We start from the raw sequence: 22,460 nt of genomic DNA, 5'->3' as shown, positions 1-22,460 counted from the left end.
TCCGCTGTCAGCTTTTGACGTGACGCGCCCGTCATTCTTAAAACTACGGCCAGTGACGAAACGAAGAGGATCTATCAGCAACGGGGCGGCTTAATGGAAGAAAGAATGCTCTTCCGTCTCATCAGGGATGCGCTCCCATCTCCGGTAGAGCCTCGCGGGAATTCATTGCCCTTGCCATAAGATGCCCTACTCGGCAGCGAGTTCCGTAGGCGGGTTCAGGTCTTCAATCGCCTCTCCGTCGCGTTCATCTTTCGTTGGCTTGATCCGGAACCACATCGCGTACAGAGCTGGAAGGAAGAGCAGGATCATTCCGGTCCCCGCCGCCGTTCCGCCAATCAGAGTATAAGCCATCGATCCCCAGAACACCGAATGAGTGAGGGGTATGAAGGCGAGAATGGCAGCCAGTGCAGTCAGGATGACAGGGCGTGTCCGCTGACCGTTGCTTCAATCACGGCGTGATAATCATCAAGCCCGGCAGCTTGGTTCTCCTTGATTTGTTCTGTCAGGATCAACGTGTTGCGCATGAGGATGCCTGCTAATCCTATCAATCCGAGAATGGCGTTGAATCCGAAAGGCTGATTGAAGACAAGCAACGTCGGGACCACGCCGGCAAGTCCGAGAGGCGCAGTCAACATGACCATCGTCATCGTCGACAAACTGCGAACCTGAAGGATAATGACGATCAACATAGCTGCAATCATGGCTGGAAATACCTTGACGAGTGCGACGTTGGCCTTGAGGGATTCCTCGATGTTGCCGCCCATTTCGATGCGGTATCCGATGGGAAGCGAGGCGATCAATGGCTCAAGTGCCTTCATAACCTGCTGTGATACCTCCGGCGGTTGCGTCGTCTCGTTGATATCGGATCTTATCGTGATTACCGGCGTGCGATCACGGCGTTTAAGGATTGGCTCCTCGAACCGAATTTCGGAATGCCCGATCTGATCAAGCGGGACCTGACGGCCATCCCTGCTCATGAGCGAGAAATCGCCGAGCTTTGAGGGATCAAGCCGGTTGTTACCTGCGCTACGTGCGACAACGGGGACGTTGCGGATGTTGTCGCGCACTTGGGTGACAGGGATGCCGCTGAGCAGCAACTGCATTTGCTGGGCTGCCTCAGAGGGTGAGAGACCTATCAGATTGAGCCGATCCTGGTCGGGGACAAACCGTAGCACCGGAGTTCGGTTGCCCCAGTCGCGGTTGGCCTGGCGGACATCTGGAACACTTTTCATAACAGCAAGAGCCTGCTCGGAGATTTTGTAAAGTTCGTCCGGATCCGGCCCCATGATCCGGAACTCGACCGGAAACGGCGTGTAGGGCCCGAAGACTAGCTGCGTTACACGGACGGATGCCTCCGGAACAAGGCCGTCAGAAACGGCGGATCGCAGACGGTGCTTCAAAGCCTCGCGGGTATGCGCGTCCGGAGTAAGCACGACGACCTTGGCGAAGGCAGGGTCGGGCAATTCAGGCGCCATGGCAAAGAAGAAGCGCGGCGCACCCTGACCGATATAACTGGTGACGATTTTTGCTTCCGGCTGATTTTGCAGCCAGCGCTCGACCTTCTCCACAGCCGTTGTCGTGGTTTCGATGCTCGTGCCTTCGGGCATACGTACCTCGACCAGCACTTCAGGCCGATCCGATGTCGGGAAGAACTGTTGTTTTACGCTCCCCACCCCAACAACCGAAACAGCCATTGTCATGCCGACCACGGCGCAAGTCATGAATTTGTGCCGAACCGCGAACTCGATGAGGGAGCGGAGGCGACGGTAGTTCGGCGTATCATAGATGGCGTGGTGTCCACCTTCGACCGGTTTGATGTTCGGTAGCATCTTTACCCCGATGTATGGCGTAAAGGTTACCGCGACGATCCAGGAAACAATCAGCGCGAAGCCCACGACCCAGAAGATGTTGCCCGCATATTCACCCGCAGTTGATCTTGCAAAGCCCACGGGCATCAGTCCGATGATCGTCACGAGCGTGCCGGACAGCATCGGCGCCGCCGTGTGGCTCCAGGCATAAGCGGCCGCCTTGATGCGGTCCATGCCCTCCTCCATCTTCACCACCATAACCTCGATGGCGATGATGGCGTCGTCTACGAGAAGTCCGAGCGCAAGGATCAACGCGCCCAACGTGATACGATCGAAGAACCGGCCGGTTTCCAGCATGATGAGAAAGACAACGGCAAGCGTCAACGGCACGGCGAGCGCGACTACAATGCCAACGCGCCAGCCGAGGGCGGCCAGGCTCACGAACAGCACGACACCAAGCGCCATCGCGAACTTGAGCATGAACTCGCCAACCGCCTCTTCGATATTGACGGCCTGGTCGCTGACTTTGGTAAGCGTCATGCCGAGCGGCAGTGTCTGTGCGATCGCGGTTGATCGTGCTTCAAGGGCCTTGCCGAGATCAAGACCATTCCAGCCCTGTTGCATTACTGCGCCCAGCATGATCGTCGGCTCACCCTCATGGCGGATGACGTAGGTCGCAGGATCCTGGTAGCCGCGCCGCACATCCGCCAGATCGGAGAGCTTTAGCGTCCGTCCGGCCGCGGCGATCGGCGTATCGGCGATTGCTTGCACGCTGTTATAGGCTCCGTCGAAACGCATGAAGACCTGTGGCCCACGCGTGTCGATGGAGCCCGCGGGCGTGACTGTATTCTGTCTCTGCAAAGCTGCCGCGATATCGGTTGCCGATATTCCAAGTGTCGCGAGCTTGGCGTAGGAAAATTCGACGAATATCTGTTCCGGACGCTCTCCGAGGATGTTGATCTTCTTGACGCCGGGAACATGTAGGAGATCTTGGCGGATGACTTCTGCCTGTCGCACGAGGTCGCGCATCGGCATCCCGTTTGCCTTCAGTGCATAAAGACCGAAACTCACGTCGGAATATTCATCGTTGACGAAGGGTCCAATAACGCCTGGAGGGAGATTCCGGGCTTCGTCGCTGAGCTTCTTGCGAGCCTGATAGAACTCTTCTTCGACGCCGAACGGCGGCATACTATCCTTCAAAGTCACAGTGAGGAAGGCGTAGCCAGGCCGTGTCGTCGTCTCGACACGGTCATACCAGGTAAGCTCCTGGATGCGCTTCTCAAGCGGTTCAGCGACAAGATCCTGCATTTCGCGCGCTGTGGCGCCCGGCCAGACGGAGGTGACGGTCAGGGTCTTGATGGTGAAGGAGGGATCCTCGGCGCGCCCCAGTTTCACGAAAGCGTACGCTCCTGCCACAGCCAATAGGACGATAAAGAATAAGGTAACGGCGCGTTCGCGAACCGCTAGAGCCGAGAGATTGAAGCTCATTATTTTGTCACCTCTTGCTGCGAGACAATTCTTATGGCTGCGCCGTTTGCCAGCAGATGTGCGCCCAAAGCGACAACCTTCTCTCTAATGCCAATACCTGTGATAAATGCTGTCTCCTCGCTGATCCGTTCAATTTTGACTGGCCTGAACTTCACGGTGGAAGTGGCGCTGTCGACAACCCAAACACCTGTCCTGTTACCGTCGTCCAAGATGGAACCAACCGGAACAGCGACTTCCGACCGCCTCTGCGCGTCCAGGATTTTTATCGTCACCGTCGAACCGAGGGGTGCAGAGGCGGCGGCGCCATCAAGAACATAGCGCGCCTCATAAGTGCGAGTTTGCGGATCCGCAGCATCGGAGATCTGCCGCAAGCGGGCCTTTCCGCTCAGACCCCCGCCTCCGTAGACACTTGCCAAGGCTTCGGATCCTATATCGGGCCGCAACGTCTCAGGTAGCCAAACAACGGCTTCACGAGGACCAGCTTGCGCGAGCTGAATCACCGTCTGGCCCGCCGCCACGACCTGTCCGGGGTCTCCAAGCGTCTCGACGACTGTTCCATCCGAATCTGCAAGAAGAACCGTATAGGTAGCCGCATTCTCTGCGACCTTGGCGTCAGCCTCAGCCGCGGCGAGCTGAGCCGAAGCCGTGTCGAGGGCCGCTTTCGCCTGTTCATATCGCTGTGGGGTGGCAGCCAATCCATTTTTCACAAGCGCTGCGTAGCGTTTTTCATCAGCTTGTACCTGGAGGAGAACGGCTCTTGCTGCGATAACCGTATTGCGCTTCGCTGTAAGTGCGAGCTGGAGATCGGTTTCATCGATGCGCATCAGCGCTTGGCCCTGTCTCACCTGCTGACCCACATCGACCAGCCGCTGGACGATCTTGCCCGGAACCCGGAACCCGAGATTGCTCGTTACGCGCGAGGCGACATTTCCGGTAAACGACCGTTCCGCCGTTCCAGTCTGTTTCGCCTCGGCCACCCTTACGAGAGGTGCAACCGTCCTCGGATCTGCGGCTTCGGCTTTCCGTTCAGTGGTTTCGGACACCAGGAGAAAGGCAGCAGCTGCCGCCACTCCCAGGAAACCCACAAAAGCCAGGACGTATTTGCGTTTCATTTTACATTTCTCAATAACGAGCGATCGGCACAAATTAGATTGCGATCTAAATCTATTTGGGCTATAGATGTCAAATGAAATCTAACAGGAGATTGAGATGAGAGTGAGCCGCGCACAGGCTGAAGAAAATCGGGAAACCGTAATCAATGTCGCGAGCCGTCTCTTTCGAGAGCATGGCTTCGATGGGATCGGCCTCAAGGGTCTGATGAAGGGTGCCGGCCTGACGCAAGGCGCGTTCTACAAACAGTTCGCCTCCAAGGACGACCTTGCTGCGCAGGCCTCCAGGCGGGCAATGGAAAGCGCCACGCTCCGATGGTCAACAGCAGCGGCGAAAAGCGCCGATCCTCTCGAAGCCGTCCTGGAGTTCTACCTCTCCCGGGATCATCGTGGAGAGAAGGCAGACGGCTGCCCTTTGGTGGCGTTAGGAGCCGACGCGGCGCGGCAAAATGAAGAGGTCAGGCGTCCATTCGAGGATGGAATACGGGCTCACTTTGAAATTCTGGATGAACTGATGGTCGAAGCCAAGAGTTCGAATCCCAGCGACAAGGCAATGGCGATATTGTCTCTGATGGTGGGTGCTGTCACGCTGTCGCGCCTGATTAGAGAAGAGGATTTGTCGCGAGGGGTTCTCGACGCAGCCGCCGGGGAAGTCAGACGTATTGCGAGCGGTGAAGATGGTCGAACGGACTGACTGGCGTGTACACCGGACGTACGGGTGAACCGCTTCTGTTGTCTCACCACCAGGCCTCTGAACAACCGACATTTTCGAAACGATCCCGTACAAAGAAAGAAATAATTCATCGACAAGACCAATCTCGGCGTTGCCCCTTTAACTGGGGCATCCGCCTGCATCGGGTCTAAGCTACGATACTTTCGAGGTTTGGTTGGCGGCGGGCGTCCCGAGAGATCTCCAGGCGGCAGGATGCGCCGTGTAAGGGCATGGATCCATCCATCAGAACCTGAAAACAAAATCGTGTTGAGATCGAACTGACGGTCAGAATACTCATGATGGCGCGCAGCCCTTACCGCGGGAGAAATCCCCTCCGCAGCACCAGTACGCGTCCCGGCCCATGGGCGGCTGCAAACAGAAGGCCGGCAAGAAACGTGAAATGATCCACGAAGAAGCCGAACTCGGCCTGGTTTCCCGCCCAATGCGCAGGTCCATGAAAGGCGAAGCCGAGGAACAACACATAGACCGCCGCCAGAAGCGCAGCTTCCGAAAAATAGGCACCGGTCAAGAAACTTGCAATGAGCGCCAGCTCAAACAGAGCCGCTAGCCAGGCCAGAAGCTTGGAGAGAGGAAATCCCGCTGCCGCGATGTAACCCGCTGTTCCGTCGATATCCATGAACTTGAAGCTCACGGCCATGATGAAGACCAAGGCAAAGATCAGACGTCCAATAAGGACAGCTGCAATTGCCCATCGCGTCCGGTTTAGTTCGGTTGTCATAGATTTCTCCTGTTATCTTTTGAGTTTGCTCGATTATTCCTGAGGAAAGGTTGTAAAGGTCATCGACGTGCCGAGATCGGCGACGGAAGGCTGATCTGGATCAACTTGGACTTTTGGCGTGCCTTTCGTTGGGTTAAATGCGAAGTTGCAGGGCTTGGTCTCTGGGTGGTCGTTCTCAAGGACGTTTGTGGGAGCAAGGTTTCGACACAGGGCAAAACATTATTTTAAAAAAACAGCTGATTGCAGAACCGCGTTGGCACCACCATCATAAATGATTGCGTGTCACGGCGCGGTGGGGCACGATTGGCCGATCCTCCATCGACAGAAATTCCAATCTAGGAGAAACTCTCATGGACCTGAAACTGACAGGCAAGACAGCTCTTGTGACTGGATCTACGGCAGGTATCGGGCTTGCAATCTCCAAGCGGCTGGCTGCAGAAGGGGCGAATGTTGTCATCGTCGGCCGATCGCAGGCCAAACTGGACGAAGCAGCAAAGCTCGTCACTTCTGCGGCAACTTCCAAAGTCGCGCCAGGCATCCGCGCCGTGCTCGCAGATGCTGCGAGCGCCGAAGGGGCTGCCGTGCTGCACCGGGAAGTCCCGACCGTGGATATCCTCGTCAATAATCTCGGCATATATGAATCCAAACCCTTCACGGACATTACCGACGCAGATTGGCTAAAACTCTTCCAGGTAAATGTACTCAGCGGCGCGCGTCTCGCCCGCCAATATTTCCCTGGTATGCTGGAGCGAAATTGGGGCCGGGTCATCTTCATAGCCAGCGAATCCGGTCTCGTCGTTCCACCAGACATGATCCATTACGGCATGACGAAAACGGCGCAGCTCGCCATATCGCGCGGCTTGGCGGTGTTGACCAAAGGGACAGGTGTAACGGTGAACTCGATTCTCCCCGGCCCTACCCGATCCGAAGGCATCGTCGACTTCTTGAAGAGTGTCTCCAGCGACCCCTCTCTTCCGCCCGAGGAGATGGAAGCCGAATTCTTTCGCAACAAACGTTCCAGCTCATTGCTGCAACGCATGATCGAACCCGAAGAGATCGCCGATCTGGTGGCGTTCGTGGCGAGCCCACTCTCAGCGGCGACGAATGGAGCAGCGTTGCGCGTAGAAGGCGGCATTACCCCGACAATCTCGTAGGACGCGATGATGCCCACCCCATTCACCGACACCAGGACAGCCAGGTTAGACGTCCGAAGCTGAACCGCCCGTCGGGAAACCTGTTCCAGGGGGCCAACTGGCTTTGGCGATCTGCACACAAGGATACGCAGAATGCTGTCCTAAAGCGAAGGATCACCCATCAGGAATTCCGGCGTCACCCCGCTCCTGCGCGAAACGAGGCGCTCAACCGCCTGTGCACGCGGACGGCATGGCTCGTCCCACGCCCCACGATAGTTTCCCCTGCACGATGGTTAGCGTCCGCATACCATTCGAAAAGGTCGTTCCTTCTTGCCCCACGGAGGGCAGATCGATCGGGGTAGCGCCGCCGACGGATACAGAAGCGCGATCGCCGAGGAGACGCACTGCCAGATGCGTGCCGTCCTCGCACGTGTAATTGCTGACGGGATACGGGTTGCCCGCGCCGACCGACGCTCCAGGCGTGGATTGCTCGCTGCTTGCAAGCACCAGAGCGCTGATTGCGGCGATCGATAGATGTCCCAACATGATGATCCTCCAAATTAGCACGAACGTAGATCAAACAGAGAGTAATGTCTTCTCCGGAGGGCTCTGATTTTCGGGTCCTGAGGCTGCAAAGCGCCTTCCCGACAAGGATATGGTTGCCTCAACCTGGGCCAGAAGAAAGCCTACCGCCATATCGACCGGATCCTGTGGCAGGCTGGCGATTTTCACGGTCGGCACGCTATTCTCACGCAACATCTGCCGTGTGTGCTCGGTGTGGGTCGAGCCTGTCAGATAAGCGCCATCAACGCGCCGCGACAGAAATTCGGTCACAAGCGCCTCTTCGTCCTCCGGCCCAAACTCACTGTTTCCGAGCAGAACGTGATAACCGTTACGACGCAACGTGTCACGCAGACCGTCGGTGACGATCTCCTCGAAATGCAATTTGATGAGCCCCCCCTCTTTGACGATCTCATATTGGAACCTGGATTTCCGCCAATTGCTGCGGGCACGGCTACTTTGCCTTTAAAATCGGGTTGCGGCGTTGACCTCTCTCGGATCAAGCTTCAATCCGTGTCCTGCGGTAAACTATGTCGTCATTGCTGACTGACCCTAGCTGAGGTCCGGCACCTCGAAAATTTACAAACCATGCCAAGAGCGCCAAACAAATGATCGCTGCTTCACGCCCTCATTCCGGCCATAGAGTCGATCTTGGCCTTCGCCCGTAGGCGGAACATGCGGCGACCACCCAAAGTCATGATCGCGCACAAACTGCCATTGCCGCAGGTCTGTGGAGTCACGCCCGATTCGCCCGAACGGCCAGCCATCGATCATGGGGCTTTCCGACGCACCGACGTATCTCGCTGATAATCCAGCCTGCATCTGCAAGTTCGGACCGCAGCGCCGACTCGCGCCAGTAGGTCTCGACGTACCGCCGAGGCGCTGCTGCACTGCCGTGTGTGGACACATCTTCGCCGTCGCCTTCTCTAACCGAGGCGTGCAGTCGGCCACCGGCCCGGGTCGCTTCGGCAAGCCGCCCAAGCACCGTGCCGAAATCCTCGCGCGCGACGTGAATCAGGCAGGCACAGGCCCAGATCCCGTCGTATGGCGTGCCGGGACGCTGCGGATCGGCCAAGTCGTCGGTCAGCGGGTCCAACAGGTCGGCCTCGAAGCCGTTCTGGTGAAGCAGTTCGACGAAACCTTTCGAGATGTCGGTGCGCCGGACGCTAATCCCCCGCTTCTCAAGCTCGAGTGCATCTCGCCCGCCACCGCTTCCGATCTCCAGCACCCTGCCCGAGCCACCCAGCTCGGTCACGAACGCATCGATCTCTGTCGCGACCCATTCGGGCATGCCCGCGGCCTCGGCAGCGTACTCCGCCGCGACCACATCATAGGACCGCACGGTATTCCGGTCGGTGCTCATGCTAACTCTCCTCCTCCAAGACTAAAGACTCGATGAGCGCCTAGTGCCTGACCATCCCGGCGTCGACATTCAGCGTCTGGCCGGTGATCCAGCGCGCATCGTCGGAGGCCAGGAACGAAACCACATCGGCGATATGTTCCGGCTGCCCTTTGCCCTTCATCGCCTGCAGCAGTTCGACGAAGCCGAACGCCTCGTTGTGCGGGCTCGCCTTGACGCCCTCGCTCTCGATCAGGCCGGGTGTCACCGCGTTCGCCGTGATGTTGTATTTGCCGAGTTCCGTGGCCAGCGCCCGGGTGAAGCCGATGACGCCGCCCTTGGCCGCGACATAGGCGGCCATGTTTGGTGTACCGGCAAAGAATGTGTTGGAGGCGATGCTGATCACTCGTCCAGCCTTGCCTGCCGCGCGCATCTGGTCCGTGCCGGCGCGGGTGACAATGAAGGTCCCTGTCAGATTGACGTCGACAATCTTGCGCCAATGGTCGAGATCGACATCGTCCCAGGCAATGAAAGGGACGATGCTGGCATTGTTGACCAGAATATCGATGCCCCCGGTCAGGGCCTGGATTTCGGCGAAGAGCGCCTCGACAGATGCCGGATCGGAAATGTCAGCGGCGATCGCCCTCGCATTGTCGCCGATCGCCGCGGCCGCGGCCTTGGCGCCTTCGGTATTAATGTCGCTGACGATGACGGTTGCCCCGTCGGCGGCAAGCCGCGCGGCGATTGCCTTGCCGATACCCTGCGCGGCACCCGTGACCAGGGCCGTCTTTCCCGCAAGTCGTTCAGTCATGAAAATACTCCCTCAATCCGTGATCCATAGTTGTCTGTTCAGGCGTCGGCGTCGATAACGGCCAGCGCCGCCTCGATGCCCTTTCCGATCGCCACTTGCTGACCCGCCGTGTTCATGGCGCCGCCAAGTGCCGTGAGTGCGGCGATCGTGTAGATCGGTTGTGCCGTCGGTCCCATATGGCCAATGCGCGTCAGCTTCCCCAATGTTTCGCCGCGGCCCGACGAGAACACCACGCCGTATCGGGCGCGCGCGGCCTGGCGAAGCGTCTTCTCGTCGACACCTTCGGGGGTGCGAACGGCAGTCGTGGTCGGAGACGCGATGCTGTCGCTGGCGGCCCAGATCGACAGACCCATTGCGGTGACGCCCGCGCGCATGGCCTTGGCGGTGAGCGCGTGGCGCGCCCACACCGCCTCCGGCCCCTCCTTGAGATAGAGGTCGAGCGCGACGTCTAGCCCGTTGATCTCCGAGACCGACGGCGTGAAGGGAAACGGCTGGTCCCTCGACCAGGCATTTTCCCAGTCGACGATGCTCAGCATCGATGCGCGCGGCGCCAGAGAATTGGCCTTCATCTTAACCCAGGCACGCTCGCTGACGCCCATCATGGTGAGGCCGGGAGGGGCGCCCAGACATTTGTTGGGACCGGTGACATAGATATCGGCCTTGCAATCCTCGGGATGCGTCTTCATGCCGCCAAAGGACGAGACCGCGTCAACGATCAGATAACCGCCATGCGCCGAGACCAGCGCGCCGATGGAGTCGATCGGATTGACGGTGCCGGACGGCGTGTCGTGGTGACAGACGGCAACAACGGTGATTTCCGGATGCGCCTTGAGCATGTCGGCGACCGCCTGCGGATCGATCGCCTCATTGTAGGGAACTTCGATCTCGAGCAGATGTGGCGAGTAACGCTTCGCCCAGTAGCCAAAGCCCTTGCCATAGACCCCCGAGGCAAGGTTGAGCACGACGTCGTCAGGTGTAATCAGCGACGCCGCCGCCGCCTCGAGGCCGAGCACCGGCTCGCCATGCAGGATAACCGGCTTGTTCGACAGCCGCATCGCCTTCTGCGCCTTGTCGACCACACCCTCGTAGAAGAGCTGGAATGCCGGGTCATAGTCGTAGAGCACGGTGCGGCCGAGGCCGCGCAGCACTTCTGGATAGGCGTTCACCGGGCCCGAGGTCAGGGTGATGACCGGATCGGCGTGTTCGGGATAGCGCATCATCTCGTCTCCGGATTGGGGCTGGTGGTCAGCCGTAGAATTGCGTGCCGGTCCTGTAGGTTTTGAAGTTGTCCATGTCGTGCGAGTACATCAGCACCGCGCCGTGGTCTTCGGCCAGCTTCTTCACCTTGCGCATCGAATTGACGCCCGCCACCGGGTCGATGTGGAATGCAGCCTGGCACAGCGTTTCAAGGCTCTTCTGGGTGTAGGCGGCGTCGATGGTGAACATGATCGGCTTGCGCTTTGGGAACTCGACCAGCAGGCTGTAGTGGCCGATCGAATGGCCGGGCGTCGAGATCAGCTTGACCCCCTTGGCGAGCTCGATGTCACCTTCAACGCCTTCGAAGGTCGAGTTGGCGCGCGTCGTGCCCTCCAGCAATTGCGCGGTCGCACCACGGGCTTCGGCCGCCTCCGCCGAGAAGCTCAGGTCGGAATAGCCGAGATGCTCGAAAGGCTGCGGATTGCAAGCCTGCGGCACCTCAGTCCGATGGCAGATCTTCTTGGCGTGTGGAAAATATTTGTTGCCGCCGCAATGGTCGAAATGGAAATGCGAATTGACGACGACGTCGATGTCTTTCGGTTCGAGTCCGAGCAAAGCAAGCGCGCCGGGAATGGTCTGGTGCTTTTCCTGGATCGGCTTCTCGAAGGGCAGCACCTTCATGACGTGGTCGTAGTCGAAGCCGGTGTCGATCAGGAAGCGACCCTCGGCATGCTCGATCAGGATCGAATAGACGGGGAAGCGCACCTCGCCGCCAGGGCCTCGGTTCCAGAACACATGATAGCCGTCGAGAACGAGCGAGCCGCCGTCGAGCAGGTAGACCTTGGTATCCGACATTCTTGCCTCCTGTTTTGGCGCGGGTCCCTTCCGCGCATCTGATTGTTGTCAACGCGCGCCGCGCTCGTATGGAATGCCAAGTGCTGCCGGCAGGCTGGCGCGCCGACCGAACAACACCAGCATGATCATCACCGCCAGGAATGGCAGCATCTGGATGACGTCGGTCGGTATGTTGATGCCGGCAACCTGCATGGCCGTCGTCAGCGACAGGCAGACGCCGAACAGCAGAGCGCCGAACAGCACCCAGATCGGGCGGCCGCGCGCCAGCATGGCCAGCACGATGCCGAGAAAGCCCGCACCATTGGTGATGAACGGAATGAACAGCCCGGCCCCGACATTGGCGAGGTAGGCGCCGCCCAGCCCGGCCAACGCGCCGGTCGTCAGCACAGCGACGGTCCGGGTCCTGATGACGTCAATACCGGCAACGTCGAGCGCGGCTGGCTTGTCGCCCGCTGCCTGCAGGTTGAGACCGAGCTGGGTGCGCCGATAGAGGTAGCCCATGGCGAACACGAGCGCGACTGCCAGATAGACGATCAGCTGATGTTTGAAGAAGGCGGGCCCGATGACAGGAATATCCGACAGCAGCGGAATGACGGTGGCGTCCGCCGCCGGCAGGCGGGGATAGCTGCGTGAGAACTGGAAATGATGAAGCAGCGCCGTCAGGCCTTCGAGACCGAGCGTCAGCGCGATGCCGATGACGATCTGGTTCAGCCCGATGCGCACGCAGAGCAGCGCCATGATCAGCGCCACCGCAACGCCGCCGGCGGCACCAGTGAGGAACCCCAGCCACAGCGACCCGGAATAGAAGGCGCCCACAAAGCCAAGATAAGCGCCGGCGAGCATCATGCCTTCGATGCCGATATTGAGTACGCCGGCTTTTTCCGACATCTGCTCGCCGAGGCCGGCCAGCAGCAGCGGTATCGCCGCGGTGACCGCGCCGAACAGCAGCGCGCTAAGAAAGACTTCGCTGAAGAGCCCGGTCATCATCTAGGCCCTCCGCGACTGGTTGTATCGATGGTCGAAATATTCGGCGAGAGCGAGCACGATCAGCACGATGGAAACGAGCACGAGGGTGAAATGATTAGGTACGCTGAGCCGCCGCGCAGCGCTCTCGCCGCCGATCGACAGCACCGAGAGCAGGAACACGAAACCGATGGCGGCAAAGCCATTCATGCGGGCGAGAAACACGGCCGGAATAACGGCAAGCCCGTAGGCCGGGTTCCAGTCGGCGCGCACATTGCCTTGGACGCCGAGGATGTCGACGGCGCCGGCAAGTCCGGCCAGCCCGGCCGAAATGGCGAAGACAGCAATGGTCAGGCCAGGCACACCCAAACCCGCATGAACCGCCGCGCGCGGATTAGCGCCGACAATCCGCAATTTCAGCCCGAACGCCGTTCGCGTCATCACCAGATGCACGAGAATAATGGCCGCCAGCCCAAGCAGCAGCCCGCTGGTGATCGTCGTTTCGAACAGGCGCGGCAGCCGGTCTTCCACCGGCAGCGTGCGGGTCTGCGGCACGGTTGTGGCTGGATCGCGAAACGCCAGCTTGACCAACACATTTGCGAGCGAGGTACCAAGGAAGGTCATCATCAGCGTGGTGATGATCTCGTTGACGCCCTGATAGGCTCGCAGCAGCGCCGGCACCAGCGACCAGATCATCGCCACAGTCATGGCGAGGAGAAACGAGCAGGTCAGCGCCAGCCAGGACGGCATGATCTGAACGAACATGGGAGCGCTGGCGGCCGCCGTTACCGCGCCGAGCAGGAACTGACCATCGCCGCCGAGATTCCACATGCCGGCGCGAAAGGCCACGATCAGACCGGCGGCAAGAAACAGCAGCGGCGCCATGCGCGTCAATGTTTGCTGGACACCAAGCGGCGAGAACAGGCCCTTTTCCAACACATAGCCATAATAGGCGAGCGGATCGACGCCGACGGCAAGCAGGACGCAGCCTGCGATGACGAGAGCGGCTAGGATCGGGCCGAGCGTCATGAGCAATCGATGCAGGATGTCGCGACGCGTTGTCGCTCCGTTCGTGGCATCGAGTGCGGTGGTATTGCTTGTGGGTGCGGTGTCAATGCTCATGCGGCAAGTCCGATCATCAGGCGACCGACCTTGGTGCGGGCATCGTCGGTGTTCTCGACAGTGCCGACGAGCGCTCCGTTGGCGATGACGGCAACGCGGTCGCACATGTTGAGCAGTTCCTCAAGGTCGGTAGAGATCAGGAGCACGGCAAGGCCGCGGGCCGCCGTATCGCGGATGCGCTGGCGCGATGCCAACGTGTTGGCGAGATCGAGCCCATAGGTCGGCTTGTTGAAGATCACTACCTTGGCGCCCTCTGCCAGTTCGCGTGCCAGAAGCACCTTCTGGATGTTGCCGCCGGATAGCCGGGCAACCAGCGTCTTCAGGCTTGGCGTGCGCACGTCGTATTCGCGCACGAGCTCGCCGGCGTGCTTGTCGATCCGCGCGCGCTGCTCGATGCCGTAGCGCCAGAACGGGGGCGCGCCGACCTGCTTGAGAAAGAAGTTGATCGAGACCGGGAAGGTGCCGACAGTGCCTTCGCCTAGCCGGTCGTCGGTCAGGTAGCGTAGGCCGCGCCGGCGTCGCTCTCCGACGCTCAGCGCCTCGATCGCAACGCCCTCCAGCCGCACCGAACCGCTAATCGCCGCGCGCTGGCCGGCCAGCGCTTCCGCCAGCTGCTTCTGGCCGTTGCCGTCGATGCCGGCGATGCCCAGGATCTCGCCCGGACGAATTTCGAAGGAGATCGACGACAGGCCGGGCGCATTGTCGGTCGGCGCTACCTCTAGATCTGCGACTTGAAGCAGCGGAGCAGCATCCGTCAGGACTGTACGGACCGGGCGCTCGACAGCTTCCGGATCGTCTTTCTGCTTGCCGAACATCAATTCCACGATTTCGGAGATGATCTCCTGCTCGCCCAGCGCGCGAAAGCGCTCGGGCGCGATCTCGCCTACCTTGCGGCCGAGCTTCAGCACCGAGATGCGATCGCCGAAGGCCGCCGCTTCCTTGAGCTTATGGGTAATGAAGACGATGGCCAGGCCTTGCTCGACAAGGCGGCGCATCAGCGCCCCCAGTTCGTCAACGCCTTTCGGCGTCAGCATCGAGGTGGACTCGTCGAGGATCAGCAACCGGCTGTGGCGCACCATCGCGCGCAGGATTTCGACCTGCTGCTGCTCGCCGAGCGAAAGCTCCGACACCTTGGCATGCAACTTTACCGTGATGTCGAGGCTGCGGGTGATTTCGGCGACGCGCGCCTCAAGGTCTTCGGTCCTGGGGCGCTGCCACCACGGTTGGCCAAGCAACAAGTTTTCCGCCACCGTCAGCGTCGGCACCAGCATCATGTGCTGGAAGACGGTGCCGATGCCCAGCGCCAGCGCATGGCCGGGCGAAGTGATTGGTGTCGGTTTGCCATCGACCAATATGCGCCCTTCGTCCGGCTGCTGCAGGCCCGATAGCATGCCGATCAACGTCGATTTACCGGCACCGTTCTCGCCGAGCAGAACATGTACCTCGCCCGCGCGGATCGACAGATCGACGCTGTTATTGGCGACGATGCCGGGGAACCGTTTGGTCACGCCTTCAAGCGCGACGATGTCGCGCCCGGCAACGGACGATGAAGAAGAACCGCTCATGAAAGCCCAACACAAAAAATTTGTTATCGGCCGGAGAGGTGAATGGATCACCCCTCCGGCAGCCGACCTTGATCGCCTTACTGGGCGACGCTGGTCATCAATGCCCTGACAGCTGCCGCATCATAGATCGGATCGACCTTGATCTTGCCCGAAATGACGTCTTGGCGCAGCGCCTGGATGTCCGTCCAGACATTGTCCGGAATGGCAGCAGTCTTCAGCAGCTTCACAGAGTCGTCCTTGAGGCCGATCGTATAGTGCTTGGTACCGAACGTGTCGGCCTTGAGATCGGCGATCATTGCCGCATAGACAGGCTCGATGTTCCACACCACCGACGAGAGCAGGAAGCCCTTGTCGATCGGCGACTTGTCACCGATGACGTCGATAAAATAGACCTTGCCGCCATCGGCCGCCTTGACCGTCTCGACCGCCTGCAACATGCCGAAGCTCGAACCGTTGCCCTGGCCGAAAATGATGTCTGCGCCCGATGCGATCACGCTTTCGGTGACGCGCTTGCCGCCGGCCGCGTCGCTGTAGGCAGCCGGGCCGATCACCGCATAGGTGATCTTGACGTCCGGGTTCTCCGCCTTCACGCCTTGCGCGAACGCCCCCGACTGCGAGTTCCATGATGGCGGTTCGCCCGAGACGACAATGCCGACGGACTTGGAACGCGACATCTTGGCGGCAAGACGCCCGGCGAGATAGGCGCCCTGGTGACCGCTCAGCGTATAGTCGGCAACGAGGCCCTTCTCCAGGCCGTTCGGCGTATCGACAATCGCCACCGGAATCTTCAACTCCTTGGCGATTTCAGGCGCCGAGGTGTTGTAGCCGCTGGCATGTGCGATCAGCAGGCTGGCGCCGTCGGACGCAAGCTCGCGCAAGGTCGGACGAACATCGCCATAGCCGAGCCCTTGGGCCACGACCACTTCGACGCCGGCGGCCTTGCCGGCGGCCTTGGCAGCATCGATGCCCTGCTGGTTCCAGCCGTAATCGGTGCCTTCTTCAGGCGTCAGGATGGCGATTGACTTGACTTCGCCGGCAAATGAGCCGCTCATCAAGACTCCGGCAAGTATAACTGCACTTACACTGCTTTTTAGAATCTTTAACATGTTACCCTCTCTGTTTTATTTGCCAATCAATATTCTTGTTGTTATTGCGCAGAAGCGAGGTAGACTGCCCGATAAATTTACCCACGGAGCTCAGGCAAAGTGAAAATTCGTCATATTCTCCCTGTGGCGCTGGCGTTCACATCCTTGGCCCACGCGGTTGAGTTGCACCACGTCATCGTCCGCAATGGCACCGACGGGCTCGACATGGTGCCGTTGACGATTTCAAATGCGGGCAATGAAGGGCTATCCTGCAATGCCGACTTCGCGCACTGGTATTCGGCCGGTATCGCGACCGTCGAGTCGGGTAAGAGCGCTCGCCTCGAACTCTGGTTTGACTCCAAGACGGGCACGTTCACGATCCTCAACGATAAGCGCGAGAACCTGCCCATCGAGCGGCTTTGGTGCGGCGTGTCGGGTCGTGCATATGCCACGCGCGCGCAGATCACGCTCGACCGCACCGACGCGGCCAAGGGAGAGCGCGCTGTGTCCTGCGGCGTAGAGCAAGACATGCTGGCGTGCCGGTAGGTGCTCATCGATCCGTTGGCCTGCCACATCGCGCGAACTACTCTTTGGCCAGGAATTTGTCGGTGAAGACATCGTCCGCCGAGAGAGCCGTCTTGAGCACGCCCTGATCGGTGAGCGTTTTCAGCGTTTCCTCCCACTGCGTCTTCGTCATCCAACCGAGACCGTGTTCCTTGGTGTCGGGGCTGGTGAAAGTCGACGCGATGTCGGCGTTGATCTGCGCCAGCAGCACATCCTTCTTGTCCGCGTAACCTGGTGCGGCCTTTGCCGTGATCTCGGCGGCCTCTTCGGGGTGCGCCGCGACATAGTCAAACGCCTCCCTGTACCCCTTGACGAAGCGCGCAACGACGTCGGGCCTGTCCTTGATCATGGTCTGCGAGGTGAACAGGCCCGAGCCATAAGCCTGCCAGCCATGGTCCGCGCCCATCATGATGCTGAGCGAACCGGGACCGCCGGCCTTGGCCTCCAGTTCGGGAACCTCCGCGTCGACATAACCGACCACTGTCTGAACCCGGCCCAGGAGCAGATAGCTTTCATAGGGCGGCGAGACGCTGTTCAGCGTCATGTCCTTTTCGGTCAGGCCGTTGGCCGCCAGGAAGCCCTTGAAGAAGATATAGGTTGAACCGGCCGGATGAATACCGATGGTCAGTCCCTTGAGATCAGCTGGCTGGGTGAGCTTTACCGTCTTGGCCAGCGAAATTATCGCCAGCGGCGAGTGCTGGTTGACGGCGGCCAGCGCCACAACCGGAACATTTTGCGACCGCGCGACGGCTAGCGTGGGAAGATCACCGAAACCGAAATCCGCGTTGCCATTTCCCACCAGTCGCATGGCGTCCGGCGAGCCGGAACCTTTGCGGATCTCGGCAACATCGATGTCGTGCTTGGCGAAGAAGCCTTTTTCCTTGCCGACAAAGAACATGGCATGGTTGCCGCGCACCACCCAGTCGAGTTGGACGTTGACCTTGTCTGCGGCCAAAGCCGCGTTGGAGAAGCCAAGCGCGCCGGCAAACGCTGCAAGCGTGGCTGCCTTGATGAGTGAGCGTCTAAGCATTGATCTGTCCTTCCTGGGAACCTAGGTCTGGCTGAATTTCGGTGCCCACGGCACCACGATGCGTTCGAGAATTTCGGTTGCGTAGTAGAAGGCGATGCCGAGCACGGAAACGAGCAGCAGCGCCGCGAAAACCAGCGCGGTGTCGAGTTGGGTCGAGGCGAACTGGATGACATAGCCGAGCCCATCCGAGGCGCCGGCGAATTCGCCGACGATGGCGCCGATGACGCTGAGCGTCGCGGCGATCTTGGTTCCTGCCATCAGGTTGGGCAGCGAATGCGGAACGCGGATCCTGAACAGGATCTGCGTGCCGCTGGCGCCGACCGAATTCATCAGCGACAGCAACGAGCGATCGACCGACTGCATGCCCGCCAGCATCGACAATGTCACCGGGAAGAAGGCGATGACCAGGATCAGGCCGATCTTGGGCGCGAGCCCGTAGCCGAACCAGAGGATGAAGATCGGCGCCAGTGCCACCTTTGGCACGTTCTGGAACAGCACCACCAGCGGATAAAGCGCTCGCCCCAGCCAGTCGAAGCGCACGATGACCAGGGCAATAGCAATACCGAACACGACGGAGACAAGGAATCCGAACAGGATCTCGCCTGCCGTCACCAGCGTTGCCTGCATCAGCGTTGCCCATTGTGCGACCAGCGATTGCGCGATCTCGGACGGGGCGGGAATGATGAAGGCGGATATGGCGAAAATCCGCACCACGGCTTCCCACACCACGATGGTCGCCAGCAGAAGGATGACCGCTGGAAGCCAGTTGCCTGTCGCCGCGCCCAAGCTCGAGGCCAGGCGCGACTCGGAGAGATTGCTGACGGGTTGATCGCTCATGACGCGCCTCCCGGTTGATGGCTGGCGCGTAGCATCATCCGCAATTGAACCACCAGCCTGACGAACTCCGGATCTTCCGTCACCGACAGATCGCGCGGATAGGGCAGACCAATGTCGAGGCTCTCGGTAATCCGCCCAGGCTTGATCCCCAGCACGTGGACATGGCGCGACAGGTGAATGGCCTCGTCTATCGAATGGGTGACGAGCACGATGGTCTTGCCGGTGCGCTGCCAAATCTCCAGCAGCGACTGGCCCATCGAATCGCGGGTAATGGCGTCGAGCGCGCCAAACGGCTCGTCCATCAGCAGCACCGCCGGATCGAGCGCCAGGGCTCGCGCGATAGCAACACGCTGGCGCATGCCGCCGGACAATTCGTTGGGGCGCTTGTGGGCGCTGTCGCCCAATCCCACCAGTTCCAACATCTCCTGCCCGCGTGCCCGCAAATCGGCGCGTGAGAGCGATTTGTCGGCGATACCAAGCAGCATCGATGCGTTGTCGACGGCATTCTTCCAGGGAAGCAGGTTGGCGTCCTGAAAGACGAGGCCAATCATGCGCTTGCGCGCCGCCTCGACGGGCGAAAGTCCGGCGATCGAAACGCTGCCGCTCGTCGGATTCAAAAGCCCCGCCAGAACCTTGAGCAAGGTGCTCTTGCCGCAACCGGAAGGACCAATAAGTGAGACAAACGAACCCTTCGGGATCGAAAGATCGATGTTCTGCAGAACCAGCTGGCGGGCCATGATCACCGAAACACCCTTAGCGGAGATCAGGTCGTCATGGCCGATATGGGCCGGTCGGCCGCTGGCGGCTCGGATGGTTTCAATGCGCATGGCTTGCCACTCCATCCGCTGTCGTCAACGGTCGCCGCGCCGCCCGGTCCACGACGACGCGCCTTGCAGCAACAGCCGCCGTTACAAATTCCCTAGCTCGGCCGATCCTGTGAGCACGATACGCCATTGGCTACTCCCGACCTTCCAGGATGCGCCGCACCGCGACGAGTTTGCGCGCCCGTTCGCCTTGCAGCGCCTTGGTCTGCTCGGGCGTATAGGAGAACATGCCCTCGCCCGACTTGATGCCGAGCTTCGACGCGTCCGTCTTTTCCAGCACCATGGGCGCGACATCGTCACGATTGGAGAGGTCCGCGTGGAGGAAGGAAGAGACGGATTTGTAGATATCTAGGCCCGCCATATCGAGCAGCGCCATCGGTCCGATGACGGCGATCTTGTAGCCGATGCCCCACGACACGCAGGTGTCGAGATCCTCCGGATCGATGACGCCACGCTCAACGAGGTCGACGGCCTCGCGCAGCAGTGCATAGAGCACGCGGTTTTCGACGAAGCCGGGAACGTCCTTCTTCACCACCACCGGCAGCAAGCCGATCGAGCGGATGAGGTCGCGGATCGCCTCCACGGTTTGCGGCCCGGTCTTCTCGCCGCCGATCACCTCGATCATTGGGATGATGTGCGGCGGGTTCGACCAGTGCATGCCGACCATCCGCTCGGGATGGGAGATATGCGCCTGCAGTTTGGTGATCGGAATACCCGACGTGTCGGAGGCGACGATCGTGTCCGAGCCTATCAGGCCGTCGATCGTACGATAGACTTCGGACTTCACCGAGATGTTTTCAGGAACGTTCTCGATGACGAGGTCGGCACCGGATACCGCATCGCCGATATCACCCGTGAAGCGAACCGTTCCAACGCCGGCCGACGGAGGCGCAATACCCAAGGCGTCGAGGACGGTCTCGGCCACGCCTAGCAGAGGTCGCGCGCGCTCGATCGCTGCCGGGGCAACATCGTAGGCGACCACCTGAAGGCCACCTCTGGCGAGCCGGGCGGCCATACCCGGTCCCATCGTACCCAGACCAATGATGGCAACATTTCTGATCATTGCACTGCCCTGCTTTCTTTAGAACTCGCGATAAGGTCGGCGGCTTTCTCTGCAATCATGATCACTGCCGCATTGATGTTTCCGCAGACCAAGTCGGGCATGACGGAAGCGTCCACCACTCTCAGGCCTTCGACGCCGCGAACGCGCAATTGCGGGTCCACGACCGAGGCCGCATCGGCTCCCATTCGGCAAGTCCCGGCCGGATGGTGCACGGTGATGGAGGTCTTGCGAATATGCTCGTCGATCTCGTCGTCGCTCTGACACTTCGGGCCGGGAAAAAACTCCGCCTCGATGAAGGGTTGCATGGAGGGCTGTGCGGCAAGATCCCTTGCCACCCGGAAGCCGGCCCGCAGCGACTCCCAATCCTTCGGCGAGGCCAGGAAGTTCTGGTGGATCAGGGGTGCCGCAAAAGGATCGGCCGACGCCAGTTTCACCGCTCCCCGGCTTTCAGGCTGCGTGGCCACAATGCGTGTCGCGAAGCCGTCCGCAAACGGCGCCTTGAATGGCTTGAAATATGGCCATGCGGCGAGCGGAGCCGCCGTGAAGAGCAGCTGCACATCCGGCAACGGTCGCGCCGGGCCACTCTTCAAAAAGGCGACGACACCGCCGGGTACATCCCCCGAAAAACCGCGTCCCGTCAGGTAGGTCTTGACGAAATCCCACCCGATCCGATCCGCACGCATGTTGCGCAGGAACGGGCCGCCAGGAGCCCTTCGACGGTACATGAGAATGACCGAGACGTGATCCTGCAGGTTCTTGCCGACCGCCGGCAGATTAACCCGTGTCTCAATACCATGGGCGGCAAGCTCATCCTGCGCCCCTATGCCCGACAGCATCATCAGTTGCGGCGAGTTGATCACACCGCCGGCAAGCAGCACTTCGTTACGGGCGACGACCGTGCGTTCGCCGCCACGATGGTGGATGGTGACGCCCGTGACGCGCGCACCTTCTAGCACGATCTTCGTCGCGCTGGCTTCCGTCAGAACGGTCAGGTTGGGCCGCTTCAGCACCGGCCGCAGATAGGCTGTCGCAGTCGAGCTGCGCCGGCCTTTTGAAATCGTCATCTGGAGGCGGCCGAACCCTTCCTGCCGCTCGCCATTATAATCTCTCGTCTGCTCGTAACCGGCCTGCACGCTGGCTTGCGCAAAAGCATCGATCAACGTGTCCTTGTAGCGGCAGAACTGAGTGCTGACCGGACCTTTGCCGCCACGAAACTGGCTCTCGCCGCCTTCCCAGCTTTCCTGCTTGCGGAAATACGGCAGCACCTTGTCATAGGACCAGTCGCTGAGTCCCGATTCTGCCCAACGATCATAGTCTCCGCGGTTGCCCCGCACATAGGCCATGGCGTTGGTCGAGGATGATCCTCCAACAACCTTGCCGCGTGCGCACTCGACCCTGCGTCCGCCGACATTGTCTTCCGGCTCACAGAAATACATCCAGTCATGGCGCCGTTCGGTCAGGATCTTGCCCCAGCCAAGTGGTATATGGATCATGGGATCGCGGTCCCAGCCGCCGGCTTCCAGCAACAGCACCGAACATTTCGGGTCGGCGCTCAGCCGGTTGGCAAGCACGCAACCGGCCGATCCGGCCCCAACAATGATATAATCGTAGCTTTCAGCGTGCGGCATGTTGCTTTTCATTGCCTTCGTCTGACC

General features: G+C 60.2%; 20 protein-coding genes and 1 pseudogene. 3 read left to right on the top strand and 18 right to left on the bottom strand.

What is annotated here, in order from left to right; translation table 11 throughout:
* Window positions 1–186: 186 nt before the first annotated feature.
* Window positions 187–3,296, bottom strand: a pseudogene (locus J2X72_RS24120) (efflux RND transporter permease subunit).
* Window positions 3,296–4,408, bottom strand: coding sequence for an efflux RND transporter periplasmic adaptor subunit (locus tag J2X72_RS24115; protein WP_310076132.1), 1,113 nt, complete (start codon window positions 4,406–4,408; stop codon window positions 3,296–3,298). The pseudogene J2X72_RS24120 and the gene J2X72_RS24115 overlap by 1 nt, the downstream one beginning before the upstream one ends.
* A 97-nt stretch (window positions 4,409–4,505) precedes the next feature.
* Between J2X72_RS24115 and J2X72_RS24110 the strand changes: the two genes are divergently transcribed.
* The gene (locus J2X72_RS24110) at window positions 4,506–5,099 is read left to right on the top strand and encodes a TetR/AcrR family transcriptional regulator (RefSeq protein WP_210005275.1); all 594 of its coding nucleotides are present in this window, start codon (window positions 4,506–4,508) and stop codon (window positions 5,097–5,099) included.
* Between the two features lie 331 nt (window positions 5,100–5,430).
* Here J2X72_RS24110 and J2X72_RS24105 read toward each other — a convergent pair whose 3' ends face one another.
* Window positions 5,431–5,856, bottom strand: a complete 426-nt coding sequence (locus tag J2X72_RS24105; RefSeq protein WP_210005272.1) for a DoxX family protein — start codon at window positions 5,854–5,856, stop codon at window positions 5,431–5,433.
* 350 nt (window positions 5,857–6,206) lie between these two features.
* Between J2X72_RS24105 and J2X72_RS24100 the strand changes: the two genes are divergently transcribed.
* Window positions 6,207–7,010, top strand: a complete 804-nt coding sequence (locus J2X72_RS24100; protein WP_210005270.1) for an SDR family NAD(P)-dependent oxidoreductase — start codon at window positions 6,207–6,209, stop codon at window positions 7,008–7,010.
* Window positions 7,011–7,214: 204 nt separating this feature from the next.
* Here J2X72_RS24100 and J2X72_RS24095 read toward each other — a convergent pair whose 3' ends face one another.
* The 10 genes from J2X72_RS24095 to J2X72_RS24050 all read right to left on the bottom strand — a co-directional run bounded on the left by J2X72_RS24095 (window position 7,215) and on the right by J2X72_RS24050 (window position 16,454).
* Window positions 7,215–7,535, bottom strand: a complete 321-nt coding sequence (locus J2X72_RS24095; RefSeq protein ID WP_210005268.1) for a hypothetical protein — start codon at window positions 7,533–7,535, stop codon at window positions 7,215–7,217.
* A gap of 30 nt (window positions 7,536–7,565) precedes the next feature.
* Complete coding sequence (locus J2X72_RS24090; RefSeq protein WP_210005266.1) at window positions 7,566–7,934, bottom strand: hypothetical protein; 369 nt, start codon at window positions 7,932–7,934, stop codon at window positions 7,566–7,568.
* A 352-nt stretch (window positions 7,935–8,286) separates the two neighbouring features.
* The gene (locus tag J2X72_RS24085) at window positions 8,287–8,913 is read right to left on the bottom strand and encodes a class I SAM-dependent methyltransferase (RefSeq protein ID WP_310076121.1); all 627 of its coding nucleotides are present in this window, start codon (window positions 8,911–8,913) and stop codon (window positions 8,287–8,289) included.
* Between the two features lie 40 nt (window positions 8,914–8,953).
* Window positions 8,954–9,700: an SDR family NAD(P)-dependent oxidoreductase gene (locus tag J2X72_RS24080; RefSeq protein ID WP_210005262.1), complete on the bottom strand. Its 747-nt coding sequence runs from the start codon at window positions 9,698–9,700 to the stop codon at window positions 8,954–8,956.
* Between the two features lie 38 nt (window positions 9,701–9,738).
* A complete protein-coding gene (gene ppaT / locus J2X72_RS24075; protein WP_210005308.1) occupies window positions 9,739–10,917 on the bottom strand; it encodes a pyridoxamine--pyruvate transaminase in 1,179 nt (392 codons plus the stop codon).
* A gap of 28 nt (window positions 10,918–10,945) precedes the next feature.
* Entirely contained in the window at window positions 10,946–11,752 is an 807-nt protein-coding gene (locus J2X72_RS24070; RefSeq protein ID WP_210005260.1) for a 4-pyridoxolactonase, read from the bottom strand.
* 48 nt (window positions 11,753–11,800) lie between these two features.
* Window positions 11,801–12,739, bottom strand: a complete 939-nt coding sequence (locus tag J2X72_RS24065; protein ID WP_310076118.1) for an ABC transporter permease — start codon at window positions 12,737–12,739, stop codon at window positions 11,801–11,803.
* Entirely contained in the window at window positions 12,740–13,837 is a 1,098-nt protein-coding gene (locus J2X72_RS24060) for an ABC transporter permease (RefSeq protein WP_210005258.1), read from the bottom strand.
* The gene (locus J2X72_RS24055) at window positions 13,834–15,402 is read right to left on the bottom strand and encodes an ABC transporter ATP-binding protein (protein ID WP_310076113.1); all 1,569 of its coding nucleotides are present in this window, start codon (window positions 15,400–15,402) and stop codon (window positions 13,834–13,836) included. The genes J2X72_RS24060 and J2X72_RS24055 overlap by 4 nt, the downstream gene beginning before the upstream one ends.
* A 77-nt stretch (window positions 15,403–15,479) precedes the next feature.
* Window positions 15,480–16,454 (bottom strand): BMP family protein, encoded by a 975-nt coding sequence (locus tag J2X72_RS24050; RefSeq protein WP_310076110.1) that lies wholly within the window; start codon window positions 16,452–16,454, stop codon window positions 15,480–15,482.
* 153 nt (window positions 16,455–16,607) lie between these two features.
* On the opposite strand from J2X72_RS24050, the gene J2X72_RS24045 reads away from it, so the two are divergent.
* Window positions 16,608–17,033, top strand: a complete 426-nt coding sequence (locus tag J2X72_RS24045) for a hypothetical protein (protein ID WP_210005252.1) — start codon at window positions 16,608–16,610, stop codon at window positions 17,031–17,033.
* A gap of 37 nt (window positions 17,034–17,070) precedes the next feature.
* Here J2X72_RS24045 and J2X72_RS24040 read toward each other — a convergent pair whose 3' ends face one another.
* The 5 genes from J2X72_RS24040 to J2X72_RS24020 form a co-directional block, all read right to left on the bottom strand.
* Window positions 17,071–18,081 carry an ABC transporter substrate-binding protein gene (locus J2X72_RS24040; RefSeq protein ID WP_210005250.1) on the bottom strand — a complete coding sequence of 337 codons (1,011 nt, stop codon included), beginning with the start codon at window positions 18,079–18,081 and terminating at the stop codon, window positions 17,071–17,073.
* A 21-nt stretch (window positions 18,082–18,102) separates the two neighbouring features.
* Complete coding sequence (locus J2X72_RS24035) at window positions 18,103–18,918, bottom strand: ABC transporter permease (protein ID WP_210005249.1); 816 nt, start codon at window positions 18,916–18,918, stop codon at window positions 18,103–18,105.
* On the bottom strand, window positions 18,915–19,745 hold the full coding sequence (locus tag J2X72_RS24030) for an ABC transporter ATP-binding protein (RefSeq protein ID WP_210005248.1): 831 nt from the start codon (window positions 19,743–19,745) through the stop codon (window positions 18,915–18,917). Before J2X72_RS24030 ends, J2X72_RS24035 begins: the two co-directional genes overlap by 4 nt.
* Window positions 19,746–19,875: 130 nt before the next feature.
* Window positions 19,876–20,805 carry a 5-formyl-3-hydroxy-2-methylpyridine 4-carboxylate 5-dehydrogenase gene (gene fhmpcd1, locus J2X72_RS24025; protein ID WP_210005247.1) on the bottom strand — a complete coding sequence of 310 codons (930 nt, stop codon included), beginning with the start codon at window positions 20,803–20,805 and terminating at the stop codon, window positions 19,876–19,878.
* The gene (locus J2X72_RS24020) at window positions 20,802–22,433 is read right to left on the bottom strand and encodes a choline dehydrogenase (protein WP_310076168.1); all 1,632 of its coding nucleotides are present in this window, start codon (window positions 22,431–22,433) and stop codon (window positions 20,802–20,804) included. Before J2X72_RS24020 ends, fhmpcd1 begins: the two co-directional genes overlap by 4 nt.
* Between the last annotated feature and the right edge of the window lie 27 nt (window positions 22,434–22,460).

The organism is Phyllobacterium sp. 1468, from assembly GCF_031455525.1.
Classification (GTDB): domain Bacteria; phylum Pseudomonadota; class Alphaproteobacteria; order Rhizobiales; family Rhizobiaceae; genus Phyllobacterium.
The sequence above is the reverse complement of the archived record's forward strand: the minus strand, read 5'-3'. Positions and strand labels throughout refer to the sequence as shown.